This is a genomic window from Neobacillus drentensis (assembly GCF_036962125.1).
In the GTDB taxonomy this organism is placed as follows: domain Bacteria; phylum Bacillota; class Bacilli; order Bacillales; family Cytobacillaceae; genus Neobacillus; species Neobacillus drentensis_B.
Genome location: NZ_JBALOA010000020.1, coordinates 89,702 through 105,566 on the forward strand (window position 1 = coordinate 89,702; position 15,865 = coordinate 105,566).

16 protein-coding genes and 1 pseudogene are annotated in these 15,865 nt (G+C 32.2%); 2 read left to right on the forward strand and 15 right to left on the reverse strand.

The genetic code is table 11. The annotated features are described in order from the left end of the window. Window positions 1–138 precede the first annotated feature (138 nt). The 7 genes from xerS to V7121_RS17960 form a co-directional block, all read right to left on the reverse strand. A complete protein-coding gene (gene xerS, locus V7121_RS17930) occupies window positions 139–1,251 on the reverse strand; it encodes a tyrosine recombinase XerS (RefSeq protein WP_098262495.1) in 1,113 nt (370 codons plus the stop codon). A 77-nt stretch (window positions 1,252–1,328) separates the two neighbouring features. Further along, the gene (locus tag V7121_RS17935; RefSeq protein ID WP_098262494.1) at window positions 1,329–2,345 is read right to left on the reverse strand and encodes a hypothetical protein; all 1,017 of its coding nucleotides are present in this window, start codon (window positions 2,343–2,345) and stop codon (window positions 1,329–1,331) included. A gap of 189 nt (window positions 2,346–2,534) precedes the next feature. After that, window positions 2,535–3,104: a DUF6037 family protein gene (locus tag V7121_RS17940; protein WP_098262493.1), complete on the reverse strand. Its 570-nt coding sequence runs from the start codon at window positions 3,102–3,104 to the stop codon at window positions 2,535–2,537. A 75-nt stretch (window positions 3,105–3,179) separates the two neighbouring features. After that, a complete protein-coding gene (locus tag V7121_RS17945) occupies window positions 3,180–4,274 on the reverse strand; it encodes a hypothetical protein (RefSeq protein WP_098262492.1) in 1,095 nt (364 codons plus the stop codon). Window positions 4,275–4,873: 599 nt separating this feature from the next. After that, on the reverse strand, window positions 4,874–5,329 hold the full coding sequence (locus tag V7121_RS17950; protein WP_098262491.1) for a hypothetical protein: 456 nt from the start codon (window positions 5,327–5,329) through the stop codon (window positions 4,874–4,876). Window positions 5,330–5,358: 29 nt separating this feature from the next. After that, window positions 5,359–6,363, reverse strand: a complete 1,005-nt coding sequence (locus V7121_RS17955) for a DUF3231 family protein (RefSeq protein WP_098262490.1) — start codon at window positions 6,361–6,363, stop codon at window positions 5,359–5,361. 807 nt (window positions 6,364–7,170) lie between these two features. Continuing rightward, the gene (locus tag V7121_RS17960; protein ID WP_098262489.1) at window positions 7,171–7,638 is read right to left on the reverse strand and encodes a DUF4944 domain-containing protein; all 468 of its coding nucleotides are present in this window, start codon (window positions 7,636–7,638) and stop codon (window positions 7,171–7,173) included. Window positions 7,639–7,760: 122 nt separating this feature from the next. On the opposite strand from V7121_RS17960, the gene V7121_RS17965 reads away from it, so the two are divergent. Beyond that, window positions 7,761–8,765: an amidase domain-containing protein gene (locus V7121_RS17965; RefSeq protein ID WP_098262488.1), complete on the forward strand. Its 1,005-nt coding sequence runs from the start codon at window positions 7,761–7,763 to the stop codon at window positions 8,763–8,765. Between the two features lie 581 nt (window positions 8,766–9,346). On the opposite strand, the pseudogene V7121_RS17970 reads toward V7121_RS17965, so the two are convergent. The 8 genes and pseudogenes from V7121_RS17970 to V7121_RS18000 form a co-directional block, all read right to left on the reverse strand. Next, window positions 9,347–9,465: pseudogene (locus V7121_RS17970) on the reverse strand (IS1595 family transposase); the annotation flags it as partial. A 92-nt stretch (window positions 9,466–9,557) separates the two neighbouring features. Beyond that, a complete protein-coding gene (locus V7121_RS17975; RefSeq protein ID WP_098262487.1) occupies window positions 9,558–10,346 on the reverse strand; it encodes a hypothetical protein in 789 nt (262 codons plus the stop codon). 332 nt (window positions 10,347–10,678) lie between these two features. Continuing rightward, complete coding sequence (locus V7121_RS24960; RefSeq protein WP_420489472.1) at window positions 10,679–10,831, reverse strand: putative holin-like toxin; 153 nt, start codon at window positions 10,829–10,831, stop codon at window positions 10,679–10,681. A gap of 15 nt (window positions 10,832–10,846) precedes the next feature. Next, the gene (locus tag V7121_RS17980) at window positions 10,847–12,274 is read right to left on the reverse strand and encodes a sensor histidine kinase (RefSeq protein WP_098262486.1); all 1,428 of its coding nucleotides are present in this window, start codon (window positions 12,272–12,274) and stop codon (window positions 10,847–10,849) included. A gap of 14 nt (window positions 12,275–12,288) precedes the next feature. Next, entirely contained in the window at window positions 12,289–13,485 is a 1,197-nt protein-coding gene (locus V7121_RS17985) for a beta-ketoacyl-[acyl-carrier-protein] synthase family protein (protein WP_098262485.1), read from the reverse strand. Between the two features lie 118 nt (window positions 13,486–13,603). Then, complete coding sequence (locus V7121_RS17990; RefSeq protein ID WP_098262484.1) at window positions 13,604–13,777, reverse strand: aspartyl-phosphate phosphatase Spo0E family protein; 174 nt, start codon at window positions 13,775–13,777, stop codon at window positions 13,604–13,606. 430 nt (window positions 13,778–14,207) lie between these two features. Then, complete coding sequence (locus V7121_RS17995; RefSeq protein WP_335547318.1) at window positions 14,208–14,444, reverse strand: hypothetical protein; 237 nt, start codon at window positions 14,442–14,444, stop codon at window positions 14,208–14,210. Between the two features lie 201 nt (window positions 14,445–14,645). Next, entirely contained in the window at window positions 14,646–14,768 is a 123-nt protein-coding gene (locus V7121_RS18000) for a hypothetical protein (RefSeq protein ID WP_286138028.1), read from the reverse strand. Window positions 14,769–15,092: 324 nt separating this feature from the next. Between V7121_RS18000 and V7121_RS18005 the strand changes: the two genes are divergently transcribed. Then, on the forward strand, window positions 15,093–15,365 hold the full coding sequence (locus tag V7121_RS18005; protein WP_335406773.1) for a hypothetical protein: 273 nt from the start codon (window positions 15,093–15,095) through the stop codon (window positions 15,363–15,365). The last annotated feature ends 500 nt before the right edge of the window (window positions 15,366–15,865 follow it).

A 15,865-nucleotide genomic window follows, 5' to 3' on the forward strand; every position in this document is an offset into this window, starting at 1 on the left:
CATTTGTACCTTCTTTTATTAGGAAAACAAAATTAGTTTCCTGGTGGCATCATAAAATGATCTTTGTTTAAATGAATTAAAATCACGGACACACATAACTGTGTACATACAAATGTCCTCCACGTCTTTTTAAGAAATTCATTTTTCTCTACGTTTATCCAATGCCTCTGAAGCCAATCTAGCTTTTTCTCTCGTTGTATTAATGTATAACAATGAAATATCGGAAGAACTATGACCAAGTTGTGACATAATCAATGGAATATCACCATTAGTTTGTTCTGCAAGATTCGTTGCATAAGTATGTCTTAGTTTATGAGGGGACATCCTTTTGTCAAACGCTTTAGTATATTTGTAAACAATATCTTCAATTGCTCGATTGGTAAGTGGCCTAGGTTCATTATTGTATAATTTGACATACACAAATTCGTTTTCCCCGGTACCAGCTTTATATCTTTCGTTTCTAACGGAAAGATAAGCTTGAAGATCATCCATACTAGAAGGGGTGACTGAAACAGTATCTTTTTTATTTCCTTTTCGTATTACACTAATCTCTTTTGAAGTAAAATCAATATCTTTAATCCTTAGGTTCGATAGTTCATTTACCCGGATTCCGGTCCCTAAAAAGAGGGAGACGATACTAATATTTCGTTCCCGATCACGATTAAAATATTTAAGTTGAGTTGGGGAGAGGGAGCTCTCATATTCAAAACCTTTTATATAATCTAAGAACTCTAGATCCTTATCCCCAATAAAAATCTTATCGGTCAATTGTTTGGCTCTCTCATTAAAGGTTTCTTTGACTTTAGTTACTTCAATTTTTTGCATCACGTTCCTGTGAAAATAGGGTTCATTATTGTCTAATTCCGCTTCGATAGTTAGATATTTAAACAAGGAGCGGAGGGAGGACTTATGTCGGTTTACCGTCTTAGCATGAATTTGCTTCGTTTCATCATCTGCTTGTGATACCTTATACTTTTTCCTCGCCAAAAATTTAAAATAATTCCTGGCTTCATCTAGTGTAAGGGTTGCTAGTATATCTGTTGGGATATCTTTAATTTGTTCACACTTAGCAATTCCCTCAGTTATTAACCAATAAAAGAAATCACGGAAATCTCTAACGTAATTAAATAGCGTTAGGGGAGAGCGGTTGTCTTGCTTAGCATCCACGTATTCCACCACATAGGTAGGCATTTCTTTGAGCAAGATTTCTAATTGTTTCTCATATTTCTCATGTTGTTTGGAAATTGCCATAAAAAAACACCTCAGTAAAATATATTATACATAATAGAACTAACGTTCGCATAATATGATTTTTACGAATAATAGTATTAATGTTGATTAATTTTATCCTTTAGAGTAATCCCAAATTTATCCAATAAATAAAGTTCATTTTCTTGATTATACAAGTAACTGGAAACGAGGTCAGATTCCTTAAAATAGATATCATCAAAACTTATTCTAAACTTTTGTAATTGGTGTGAAAAGAACATTGCAAATTCTTTTAACTTAAATTCAGTAAAATATTCACCTCTAAATGAATTAAGGTGAGAAATAATTTCGCTTGTCCCTTTACCATTTACTAATAAATAAGATGGCGGAGTTATTAACCTAGCTCTATTATAAAATACCTTAGCTATTAATTCTGAAAATTGAATTGGATGCAGGGTGTGTTGCTGAAATGGAATAATTTCTTCACTCATCAACTCCGAAATTATCCCATCTTCCCCAATACAAAGAATAATTCCAATTTCTCCAATTTGAATGGCTAACTGAGTTCGTTGTTGGTCATCTGTATAATGAAAATCAAATCTTGAATCATTATATGGGCTTAAATGTAATTTGAAAATAAATAAGGAAAATGGTTCCTTATGAAAGTGCATAGTAATACGTGTAGACTGCAAAAATTCGTGGATCATCTTATATTTTTTTAGTAATTCCTTACTTACTATTGTCCCTCGATTTAGATTTTTCCTATCAGCAATTAAGGACATGTCTTTAAATAGCAATCCGTAATATATTTTCAATAACCATTTGAAAATGGTTATTCTATCAAGCTTATTAAACTCTTCAAAAGAAACCGACGCATTTTTAATTTCATTTTCAATTTCACTTAAAAAAGTATTGTTGCATGGTTTACAGCAAGGAATCTTAAGGTACCTGTATGATATATATGTATGATTCATTAATCTTAATTGTTGATTCCATAAGTCATGTTTTTTTTGCAACCATGAGGGTATCACATGCTCATCCGAAGAATTTTCTTCTGTTAGTGGTGCGCCACACAAAAAGCAATGTTTATAATCACATTTCATATTTGAAAATGGAATGTGATGCTCTTGATTCATATTCTTTCCTCCATATTTAGTTTTCCTTTTGTTTTTATAAGACCAAGCTTAAGAAATATCGGATAAGATACATTTGAAAATTGGCTTGTTATTTGTGCTCTATTCATTAATTCTGGCCGTTTAGAAACATCTTAAATTTGCTTTTTAGCTTATTTAATTAAATAGTGACCAAAGGTTTCACCAAAAAATTTAATTAGGGTGTTTAAATGGATTTTCGTCTTCAGGATTAGCACTCCAGCAGCTACTAATGTTTTTTTCTTTACACATACGATACGCTTTATAAGAGAGTAACAACCTTGTCTTTTCAAGATTTTCGGTGCTTACTTTATGTCCAACTTTACTATTATCTCGCCATTTAACAAAATAGATTTTAGCTGCTTCCTCAACTTTATCTCGATATATTGCTACTTGGCTAGGCTTTGGAACATTGGTGGGTAAGGCTATCTTAGGGATATTTTTATTAAACTCTTCGAAAAAGTAAGCAGGTTTATAATGACTATCTGGGTTATATTCAAAGCCCATAATTTTGCAAAACTTATGGTACTCATTTAAGTAGGCTGTTATCTCAAAATCTTTACCAACAGGAATTTCAAAATAGTAGTTATGCTGCTTAATTCCAAAAGCAAGTATATTGGGAATTTCATCGATAAAGTACAGAACATCAAACTGTACAGATTGGTAAATAAAATCGAATTTATAGCGTTCTATCTTTTGTTGCTTCATACATTGATATAATTCTTTTAAACCATTTAATTTCATAATGCCTCCCCACAAACTAATATCCCTATGTTACTTTCTCTTTTTGTGCTTTAAGCAAAGTATCCATATTAATCATTATTTTCTGTTTTTAATTGAAATAGAGGGGGGAGTATCATCCTTTTTAAGAGCAGGGTGTGTATAGCCCTCTAAATATTTCTTTGTATCAAATATACCATTTTTATCATGTTCAACTACTAATGGCCCTGGACCAGCAAATAAGTTTAAGTTTAAGCCATTTCTAATTTTCCCACTACCAATAACCATGAACTCTTGCTGTTGTTTACTAGGAATTGTAAATGTAAGTGAGCTTTCCAGTTTTTGAACTTTAGATTGAAGTTTTTCTTTATCAGCTTTTTCAACCTTATAATCTTTTAGTACCTCTTCAAGCTGCGTTTTTAATTCATCAATTGCATTTTGTTTTTTGAGATTTTCAGCTTCTAATTTCCCTGTGTTAAGCTTTAATTCTCTAATTGACGTTGCCATTTCGTCAGCACTACCGGCAATTCTATTTAATACTAATAATTGCTTAGTAAGCTGCGCGTTATTTGTATCGTTAGGATATCTGAGTTGGTGATCGATTTCGCTCCAACCTTCTTCAAAGATTGTTCTTACCTGTATTTCTGCAATATGTAGATGTTTTGTTGCTTTAGTGCTAATTAGATAATGCCATGAACGATAACCAGCAGGATGTACTTTGAAGTTAAATAATTCATTGTCTTTGTGTTCTTCCTCTTTGGCGTAATCACCTTCACGGTAATTAATCGTACACTTTTCTTTTAAATTCCATAGCTCCCTGATAAATTTATCAATGGAAACGGCCTGATCCTTATAAAGATGAAGAACTCGAATCCCAATTAAATCAGTAATTTCGTTTTTGTAATTATTAATGTCAACTGTATAATCAGGTTTATTTTTCTTTTCTCTAATTATCTTTCTAATAATTTTATCAATTAGATGTTCTGGGTCTTTAACTCTCGATCTAACTGAATGAGCTTCCGGGTGTGTACGTAACATATTTGATATATACTCTGCTGTGGGCTTTAACGTTTCTTTATATGAGGAGTATTCTTTATATATGTCTAATAGGGACTCCCAATTTATTTCTGCCGCATCAAAATCAGATTTGCTAATGTTATAACTTTTGAAAAATTGTTCCTGAGATAATTCCATGGATTTCATCTCCTAAAAATTATGGTGTAGGAATATTATACCAAACATTTAATCTTATTGTATATTTTGCGTAAAATTAGCATTATACGAATTGTTGTTAGTGATAAAAAGACACTCCCCCTTGAGAAGTGTCTTTTACTTTTATGTTCTTAAGCCAGTGCTAGTACCACAATCTTGATTAAGTCACTAGCAAAGTTAATCATTATACCTGTTGATATAGTTTTACCTGCAAGAAAATATTTATTAGTTTCCATTGGCAACACCTCCAGTAGAATTATTGCACTAATAAGTATAGCGATGACTCCACAGATTATTGGAATGGCCACTGGACTAAAAACATAAACTATTAATTTTAAAGGTTCCTTTACTACATTAAATCAGATTTCTATTTTCCTAGTCAATTGTCGTTAGGACAGAATTTGGTGGTACCCCTATATAGAGTTATAGCAAAAAAGAAGAGAGGAGGTGAAAATAAAAAAGCACCCTAAGGATGCTTATAAGCCGTTCTCTTTTGGAGTACCCACATAGGGAAAAGCAGATATAAAAACAAGTATAAAAGCAGTGGATTTCGCAACTGAAATCGCACTGCTTTTAGTATTTTAAGGAATGTTTTTTATGATTTCTCTAGTAATAAACCCAATTATTATTCCAGGAAAAACAAACAATATTGGGAGCCAAACAGGACCCAATAATACTCCAAATATCATTAAGTTCGAGGAAAAAATCAATCCAACAGTTACAAAAAATGCAGCAAACACATACGGAAGAAAAGAATAAGGGTCTTTCCCTCCGCCTGCATCTTTCACTGCGTCCCACATAGAGAAAAAGTACAAACAAGGATAAAACATCAACCACTGATATTCAGCATGTTTTATGGCATCTCCAATTTCTCCATGAAAACTTAGAAGTATGACCTGATTAAAATTAGCTTGTACATTAATCAGAAATTCAAGTATCAATAGAACAGTGCCTTTAAAATACTTTCCGTTTAAATACTGCCCAAACCCAGGAAGTGCAATGCTCCACATTAGTTTTTCAAATGGACTCCTATTCACTTATACATATCCTATAAACAGAGTTCTTATTATTTTTCTTTTGCAATTTCTTTTCTATTAGGAGCAAGTGGAGGCTGTTCTAACCATTTATTTTGCACCATAATATTAAACCATTTCTTCGTTACAATAAGATTTTGTAGAATGGTGCTTTCGTAAGTGGCTACAAGGTCTGCTCGCATTGCGGATGCTAAACCTACCCCGTGATACGCTTGTGCAGCTTGGAATAAGAAACCAGTATGATACAACATTAACTTATCGGAAAAAGGGGAGTCTGTTGAGGTTGTAACTTCAGCTTCCCACGACTTAGGAACGGGTAAATTATCCGTTTGCATAATTTTTGAAAAACTTTTTATTTGTTTGTCAGCCGCTTTTTCGGCATCCTCTAAAAATTTCCTTACTTCTTTTGATTGTGCGACTTGACTGAATGCGATTGAAAGAGTTTTTGCCATAATACTTTTTTTAAGATTGAAAGAAATACTTATGATTTCTGTCGCTGCTAACGTTCTACCCTTTCCGAAAAATCCATCTGTGAAATCTTGGCTGGAAATATTTTCAGGGTTTTTACCTGGATAAAATAAAGGGTCTCTCTGAAAACTTCCTTTTTCAAGCAATAAATCAATTGTTTGATGATACATCCTTTTCCCATCATTATCACAAGAGTCGTAAAAAAATCTTAAGTCCTCTCTGACAGAAACGCCCAATGAAGTGGAGTGTCCTAGCAAACCATGTAATGTCATGATGTGTAAATAATTCAGGCAAAATATATCTGTGAACAACCTCGGTTTACCTTTGAAGAGGTCGAATTCTGTAAAACCAATTGGAACGGGAAACCCATCGTTCTCCATAAAAGTAACGATTTGTTGTTTTTGCTTTTCGAATGTCTTGATAGCATCCTCAAAAATAGCTTTAATTTGCTCATCCTCAATAATAGAGACCATATATCTATTTACAATATCAACGGCTGTTCCATTTACATACTCTCCCCATAAAGTTCCTATTTCGGAAGATGTGAGTTTTAATTTATCCTTTTCCATTCCGTCACCTCTATGATATTATTTACCAATTCATCAAGAGGTATGAAATTTTTTTTGATTGTTACGAAGAGGAAAAACACTCTTTAGGAAATAACGAAATCACTAAAAAAGGTAAGCATAATACATGCTCACCTTTTTCTTACAACAATGCGAAATAGACGATACTTGTGGAATACTCATTGCCTAAGTTAAAGATGGCATTCTTAACAAAGATGTTAATCTGGAAGTTATACTACTAATTAAGAATCCTGCTCTAATACCCAAAATAATTATGGTCGATAATAAGCTAAAAAGAATATTCAAAGTATATCCCTCCACATTGAAGTTTAGTGTTAAATGATAACACTAGGGTTATTGTTAATCTGAGGAGTAAATTTATTCAGTGGAACACCTAATCATAAAGTGGTTTATTGCAATCCTAGATGAATACAAATAAAAAAGAGAAACAGCTTGTTGAACTATAGGGTCCTTATGTTCAATAAGAAGTTTTAATGACGACAGGGTAACTGTCGTTTTTTTAGTTATCAATTAGCAAGCCTATTGGCACTGGAAATAGCATAAGCATAATTTTTATTATGCTCGTGCTAATTCACCTGCGGTTTATAAAGTAAATTTTGTATGAAAATTGTCATAAACCCAATTATATCAACAAAAAAAAAGAGCGAATTCTTATACGAATTACTCTGCTATTTTAGCTGTTTTTATATGTGTTTTTATAGCTGCGGGTACTCCAAAAGAGAACGGCTTAAGGATGCTTAGGGTCTTACTGTTTTAATTTCAGCACTTCATAAATGCAAAATGGTTAATTTAATGGTCTGTTACCTTTTTTAATTGAATTTTTGTTTTATGTAATTGGTTATCTTGTTTCCAATGTAAATAAACAACTAATTTATTATCTTTTATATTTTCTAGCTGTTCCCAATCAACAAATCCCCTATTATCTTTATCCGTTACAATCTGCTCTTTTTTGCTTACTCTTTCAGCTCGATCCCCTGCAACATATTTATCATTTATATAAAATTGAGAAAGTGTTATATATATTTTTTTTTCATCCTTTTTATTTCCTGTCCAGTAAAGCATTCCAAAAAACTTGTCTGAATTAGAATTCTTATCCTTTGACAAAACTGCTTTCCAATTACCTTCACTACTTTTCCCTTCCCATCTTGGGTTCTTCCATTGGTTTCCATCATAAAATTTCCATCCAACTATTGATGAAAGCAAAATAATAACAATAGCAATTATTAAATAAATATTTTTCTTTCTTTTCTTAACCATTTTTATCCCATCCTTTCTTTATCTATTATAACAAAATATTTGAAATTATTACATTTTTTATTTTTTATGGTATTATTTAGTAGAAATGAAAAATTTTACAATTTGGGAGTTGGAGAAAAATCATGGGGAAAATGGTAAAAATCTTAACATCGGCATTACTTGCAGTCATTCTAAGCTTTTCAGTATCGGGGGTATCATTTGCAGAATCCACTACGCCTACTATTATAACAACTAGCATTGATAGTTTCACAGTTGGTGAAGCTGAGCAACATACTGTTGATTATCTACATAACAATGGATTAGATTATCCAGTAGGCTCAAATGAATATATTCAATTTTTGACATCAGCAGTTGAACTCCAATTAGCAGACGAAATAGAACAGGATTTAATACGAGCTTATGCAAGTATTTACTTAGATAATTATGATATATATATAAGCACCATTGATCCGAATGCTGAACCAGTACCTTATATATTAAGTGACTCATTAAAAGCACAAACAATTCAGGAAGTAAGAACTTATTCTAATATGGCAAATTACTTACTAGATAATTCTGTTAAAGAACAACAATCTGTTTCTGCTGTAGAGTTGTCAACTTCACTTAGTACTTCCACCTATAGCTTCAGTGGTTCAAAAGCTCAGTCATATATGAACACTTATTGGAATTCAATCAATTCATCATTCGGAGAAATGCCAAACGATTGTACCAACTATGCTTCTCAAATTGTTTGGTATGCAGGGTTGCCAATGGACGGCACTACTAGTTCACCTGGTTATCATACTACAACTACAGATTGGTATAATAAAACCTTACCTTATAACAGTAGAGGATGGTCAACTTCATGGACAGTAGTAGGTGATTTTTACTCTTATTGGGTAGGACATAGAGGGCATAGTTATAAAGTTTTCACAGGTCATACTGGTATTGCGTCTTATGTTAAACCGGGAGATATTATCCAAATTAAAAATCAATCCACTGGAAAATGGTATCATACGGTAATAGTTAACTATGTTTCTAACGGTGTAGTATACTATTCTGGTCATACAAATAATCATCTTCATAAAGCATTAACTGATATTAGTGCTTCTAGCTATGATTTTAGAGTTATAAAGTTCAATTATTAAACCATTTAATATATTTGATTCCTTTTATTTGCTCACCTTACAGGCCTAGTGACAGGGTAGCTTTTGTTGACAATTCAATCTAAAAAAGTCGGTTCCTTAGTGTACAGGAATTCGACTTTTTAGGTTGAAATTCACAACTCGTGTTTCTTTAATGCTATTTGATATCGTACACATTTGGAATTATAATAACCCTAAATTTATTTTAAAATTTTAAAATTTATGGAATTAAAGTTAGGTTTTTTACTGAACTAGTTATCCAACTCATTCAGTGCAGTAGTTCTGCACCAAGGTACAACTGCCTGTCGCACAAAAAAAATCCAGCATAATTGCTGGTTTTTTTTGCGTGTTATAAGGAAAAACCTATCGTCCATTGTCCAGGTTGACTCTCTCCATGACATAGTCAGTTTTAAAATCTCTTCCAGATTTTATAGTGTATTCAAGAGTTATTCTTTCTTCTCCCTCTTTAATTGCATCTGCAACTTAAAAGTGTTTAAATATAAAGCACATCCAGAATTACGCCCTTAGAAAAAGCCCTCAAAAATTTGGAGGGCTTCCATTTTTCTATTCTATTGCAGGGTGAGCAATGGGCTGCCTGTCATATCATTGAAAGATTTCCCACATCCCCTCAAAGATAGCGTTGAGGGGAACGATATTTACCATTTCGCTTAACAGACATACTTCCATAGTGAACACATTTTAAGCATTTAAGAGTTTCAATTTAGAAATTAGCGCGTGGTGTAAAGAAACACTATATTTAAAATAAGTTACCTTTATTATCTTGTATCCTATTATTTACCCTAAAAGCTCTAATGCTCTTTCCTGAATAGCCTCTATGTATCGGCCATCTGACAATTTGTATAATCTTTGGAAAGCAGTAATATACATTTTCGCAAGAAACTCTTCTTCTACTTCTTCTTTACGATAGCGGACCATATTGCCCAATTTCATTTTATTAATCCCCAGCGATTCCAGCTTGCGATAAAACTCCGCTTTAAAATTCACTCGAAAAATCTCCATTAAATCTCTTTGACTATATAAGGTAGTTGGGGAATCCTCCAGGGTTTTAATTATGATCGGCTCATTTTTAAAATTTCTCCATAAAAAGGAGTTCAACACCCGTTGCATATAAGATTCAAGAGTTAAATGCTTACCTGTTGTCTTTGCATTAGATACTAAGAGCTTAGCTTTGATTTGCTCAATTACTACTGGTTCAAAATCACGTTCAAAAAATTTTTTGTAAGAGATAATGTTTTCAGCATTCTTCATAATATATCGTTTAAAGTCATTTTCATGAAATAAGATTCTTTTATAAAATAACGAAGCATACTCTTCACCTTCAAAATGCTTTAGGAGCAGCATCTTTGCCATTTCAGTTATACGAATATGTTTAACCTTTGGCACAATTGTCTCAATCACATGCTGATAACTACAACGCAGATAATCAGCAATTTTTTCAGCTGTTAAAGTGTAACCGCTTTGGAACAGTTCAATATATGCCTTGCATATTTCCTCTTTATTCTTCCCTATACCGTTGACAAGAATTAAGTTAGGTTCATCGTATTTGATTTTTTCCTTTTCCATACACTGACCTCCACTATTATTCATGTTCCCTTTATTAGTAATATATAATTTTGTTTAATAGATTCTCTATTATGGTTGATTTTCCCTTTATTTTAATAGAAAAAAAGCTGTATCCCTATTGAAAAAATTAGGAATACAGCTTTTATTATGTATTGCAGGTTGTGTTTTGGCTTCATATCGTGTGATCAGCCTAGCCGAATTTAAAAGGAGACAACTCAGATGTTACTCAAACAACGCAATCGTTCCCTTGAAACCTGGTTAGAATTTTTTTTAACAGGTTTCAACTTTTGTTAATGAAAAATTGTTTTTAAATTTTGGCGTGTTCAGGAAGTCTAATTTTTATCATAAAAATTCAAAACAGCGATAATAAACATGCCAAAACTTAGAATCAACGAAGGAACTTCTTTTATCGCCTCTTTACCTCTTTCATTCCACGCTCTATGTTCATCCCTTACCAGAAAAAAATAAAAGGATCTAATTTTCATTTGGAATATCCATTCTTAAAGGTTACTAAAATAATACTGGGGTAAAATAATTCGTATATGAGTTCCTTTTGAACTGCTATCCACCACGTTTATATCTCCTCGATGTTCAAGAATGATGTTTTTTACAAATGGTAAACCTAATCCTAATCCCTCATTTTTAGAAGTCGTAAAAGGATCAAAAATACTATTCCAATGGTCCGCAGGAATTCCTTTTCCGGTATCAATAATATTAATAATAATTCTATCCACTTGAATATCGGTAGAAATCGTGATATTTCTTATGGAACTTTCCTTCGGAAAAGCCTCCGAACTATTTTTAATTAAATTGACAAAAACTTGCTTTAAATACGCTTGGTTGGCATAGGTTTTTAATGTTGAATATTTTTTACCAAAAACAACTTCTACATCATTTCTTAGGAAAAACTCTGCTGATATTTCAATTGATTGTTCTATTATTTCATTCAAATCCACCATTTTGAAATCAATGGATTTGTACTTTAATAATTTTGTGTAATTATTAATTAAATCTTCCATTTGATTTGCAGTAGTTTGAATCATTACGTTCATCCTTTTACCTTCAGAAGGCAGTTGTGATTCGCCTAATAATTTCGAATAGCCGTTAATAATTTGTAGAGTATTTTTCACTTCATGCACTAAACTAGCAGTAAGACTGCCCGCATTATCTAGTTTCTTCTGACGTTCCATTAAACGATTATAGTTTACAGTCAATATCGTGTTCAGTTTAACAAAAGAAAAAACAATAATAACGGAAAAGATGATGGTCCCTAAACTGCTAAATAATGCTCCTGTCCCAGGTATAAAATTTAATAAACCAAAAATAAATAGTAACAAGCTACAATAAGAAAAAGTTCCTAAAAAATTTTTTAAATAGAGGTTATGAATTTGTCTAGAAATAATAAAAGTAAAAATAATTAGAATAAAGAAACTACTAGTATGAAAAAGGTACAAAAATTGCAGCGGTCCATATTCCGGAAAATAGAAATAAAGATCAGAATTAACAATTTTAACCTCTTTTACTCCGATGATTCCGAATCTTGTCATATTTATTAGATAGACAATAAAGCTCCATACGACTAGATAAAACAACACTTTAGGATTAAACATAGAAAATTGAAACTTATAAAAAGCTTGATTTTTAATGTTGGTGGTATGTTTATTGATTAGAACATACGCTAAATAAAATACAAGAGGAATCATAAAAGTTGGCCCGATCCTAAAAAACCTAAAAAGCCAAGTAATTAACTCTTCTGAAAGTACACCTTTTAAATATAAAACGGCAATGTCTAATTGCCAAAAACTGATGGAGAGCATATAAAGAAATAAAGCAAATGCTAATTCCGAACCTTTATATATTTTTAAAACCGAAATCGCTAACACTATTGGAATAATTCCAATAATAGCGATCAAAAATGCAATGATCAAAGTTTTTCACCACTCTATTGATATCTCTTTATATAGGCACAGGCATTATTCCCTCCATGACCATGAGTAGTGACCGCTACCTCTTTTATTTCTTGAAATAAGGTTGTCGTCACAATGTTCATTTCTTCGAACCCCTTTTTGTTTGTTCGAATGGTTGGAGGGATAAATCCATGATTAATACTTAATAAGGACGTTATAACTTGTAGGATTCCAGTAGCTCCATAAGGATTTCCCATCATGCTTTTAATGGACGTATAAGGAACAGCATGGTTGAATAGCTCCTCGGAGCAACGCTTTTCGATTTTATCGTTTACTTGAATTCCTACTGCCTGACTATTAATATAGTCAGGTTTTCTATTCCTTAGTACTTCTTTCAAGGCACTAACCATTTGATCGCCAGTTTCATCTAAAGAGTATAAGTAAACACCGTCATTATTGGAGACCACATTCTCAATTTCACCCAAAATAGGAATAGATCTTTGTAATGCATGTTCCTCTCTTTCCAAAATGACAACCCCGGAGGCTTCCGAAATGGCAAAACCCTTACTGTTTTCACTAAAAGGAACGGCCCCCTCTTGTAACGATTGATTTAAAGCAATTGATTTTGTTTTAGCAAATCCATATGTAGCCATTTTATCAATCAAGCTATCCGTTCCGCCAACTATCGCTACATCAATCATACCACACTTTAAGTATACGATTGCGTCCTGAATGGCTTCTAAACTGGACGTACAGCCGGTAGTAATCGTTTTCGTAATACCTTTAGCTCCTAAATAATGGGCAATGGCTGAGGTGATACTATGATAATTTACATAATGAGAAAAGGTGACAGGAATTTCTCGATAATTGGAATGATGAACATTTATGATAGACTCCTGGTAAATTTTTTCACCAACAGAACCTAAAGAAGTGCCAAAAAAGACACCTACTTTTTTATCTTGCAGATTTATCAATTTAGCCTGATCAATTGCCTCTTTGCCTGCCGCCATCCCCATTAGGGTAACCCTTGGAAATCTTTTGAAGCGTTTATCAGTTTCAAATTCATGTAAAGCTTCGTTTATTCTGCCAACAAGGGATTCCTCCCCTTTAGGTGACAGATTAGATACGATTTCTAAACAATTAACTCCATTTTCTAAATTGTATAATAATTCTTCAATATTATTTGATTTTGGACCTTTGACTCCATAACCAGTTACTACTATTTTCTCCATTCAAATTACCCTTCCAATAGAAAAATTTATAATTCTGTTTATTTTTCTATTATTATACTAAAAATAGTAAAATAGTCATATGTAATTTTCCCTGGAAAATAATCCTTTATTTATTGTTTTAATAAAATAATGTTAACGCTATTTTTGCCTTTTGATAAAGCACAATTTTCTCGTCTAATTTTTGGCTAACTTTTAATATTTCACCCTTAGAATATTTATTTGTTTCTCTCCCTAATTTATATAATTCAGAACGCAAGTCCTTAATTTCCTGTTCTAGTACTAATACATCCATTTAATAATCCTCCAAAAATGGCAGATAGTCTTATACTATAATAACATAACAACCTATCGCATTTACTTTTTTTAACATAATTAGAGTATGTTTGGAATGTTGTAATAAAATGAAAATACCTCCCCGTGTATAGGTTTATCTGAAGAGTCAAGACTTCCGTTTTCCTCCTCTTATACTTGAGGGTTTTTATAAACTTCTTTTTCAAATTTAAGGACAAAAAAGAGAATGTAATCATTGAAAAATATAGATTATTATTAGCTATTTAGTTCGTACTATTATGTCAATTAAATGTAGAAGAGTTTTTAACCCTTCGATTTAAAGACATCATGAGTCAGATTAAATCTGGAAATTACCAAATATTAAAAAATATTGTAGAGATCGTAACTTCTTAGGAAAAAGCTAAAAAATCAAAACCTTCTTTGAGGTCAGGTTAAAGTTCTTGCAAATCATGAAGGAGTACTTCTCCTCTCAGCACATGTTGTTTTTCTATTTTTACACTTATATAAGTTGATTCCTCTTTTCTGTTATTTCTTCTTTTAAAATGCTGTTTTAAATCCTCTATATTTAATTCATTTTTCTCTTGAAGGTAATGGTTAATGGAAAGTTCTGAATCAATCTCATCTTTCTGAACACTTCTAATCCATTTGGCCAATGTATCAAGATTCATTCCCCTATCAATCTGACGAAGGAAATCTAAGAAAAGGAGGTTTATTAATTCCTCTATTGCATAGATGTCCTCTATCTTCTCTTGAATGATCTCATTAATTGTCTCTACAAACACTTTTGCATGTTTTAAATCGTACAAAGGTACATTTATATTTAAATTACGTAAAAGAAGAAGAATAGGCTACCCTCCTTCTTCTTTTAATTATAGACCGCAGTGAGCATTCACATATGATTCAGAACGAAAATGTTCATGAATCCATCTACCAGCACGGAAATGTCCACAAACTGTATGACCACTACGTTTATGAGGCGCAAGCTTGCACATCTTACATACCCCCTTTTCTTATTTTTAAGGGAATAGGTGAGCCAAACGCCTTTTAGCTGTTTCGCAAATACATAGATTTAAAAATACAATCTTCAAGTTTAAGCTTGCATTAGCTTAAACAGCCTATAAAATGCTGCACTGCTGTTCTGAAACGATTGAGGAGAGATGGATATATCGAAGTAAGTATAAATTTCCAGCCTTATGGCTACTTTCCTTCCCCTTCATCGAATAAAGAGAGGGTTAGGAAAGCCACAACAGCTTGCTGACTTTTTAATCACCGGGAAAAGGAAGTACTTTCAAAAAAATATGAAACAGAAGCGGACCATGAAACCCCTAACCAAGAATGCATTTGAATTTGAAACACTCGAGGAAGTGATAGATGAATATCAAAGTGAAGAGAGTATGACAGCTTATTTAGAAATTAGAATGCGTCAAGCTGAGGTCTTACATGGAGAAGTATTATCGTTCGATTTAGAACCTTATGGGACAGACATAACAATCGAGGAATTAATTGCGATAATTCACTTAGACTTCATTGATAATGTGAAGATCCAGGGGAATTCACAAAGATACAAAAATCGATTTTGGCACATTTAAAGCGATTTTAATCCAAAAATGAAAAACCAAAAGCAGTGCATTAAAAAGTGTGCACTGCGATTACTCCGAGTACCACTCGATATATTTGTTCAACTAACTCCCTGTTATTACAATTTTATAAGTTCGGAAATAATATCAGAACTACCAGGCATTAATAAAAATAACGAAGTGACGATAAATAGAATTCCGATAACAAACAGGAAAATAACTATTTTAACTAAACGAGATACGTCTTTTTTTAGTGTACCTATTATAAGAAGAACAACACCTATAAAGAGTAATAAAAAATAATAAAAACCCATCATCACCTCATTCAACTTTATTAACTGACAATTTATTTTAAAAAAGAAGCTCTCCGTTGTTCCAACATCCCCCATTTAGAGGGGTTTCTATAAAGTAATAAATTAACATAGAATTTTTATGTATATAGTTATTCTATGTATAGGAATAACCCAATATAACTTTATAGTAAATACTTTTTATTATTTTGCTCATTTTAA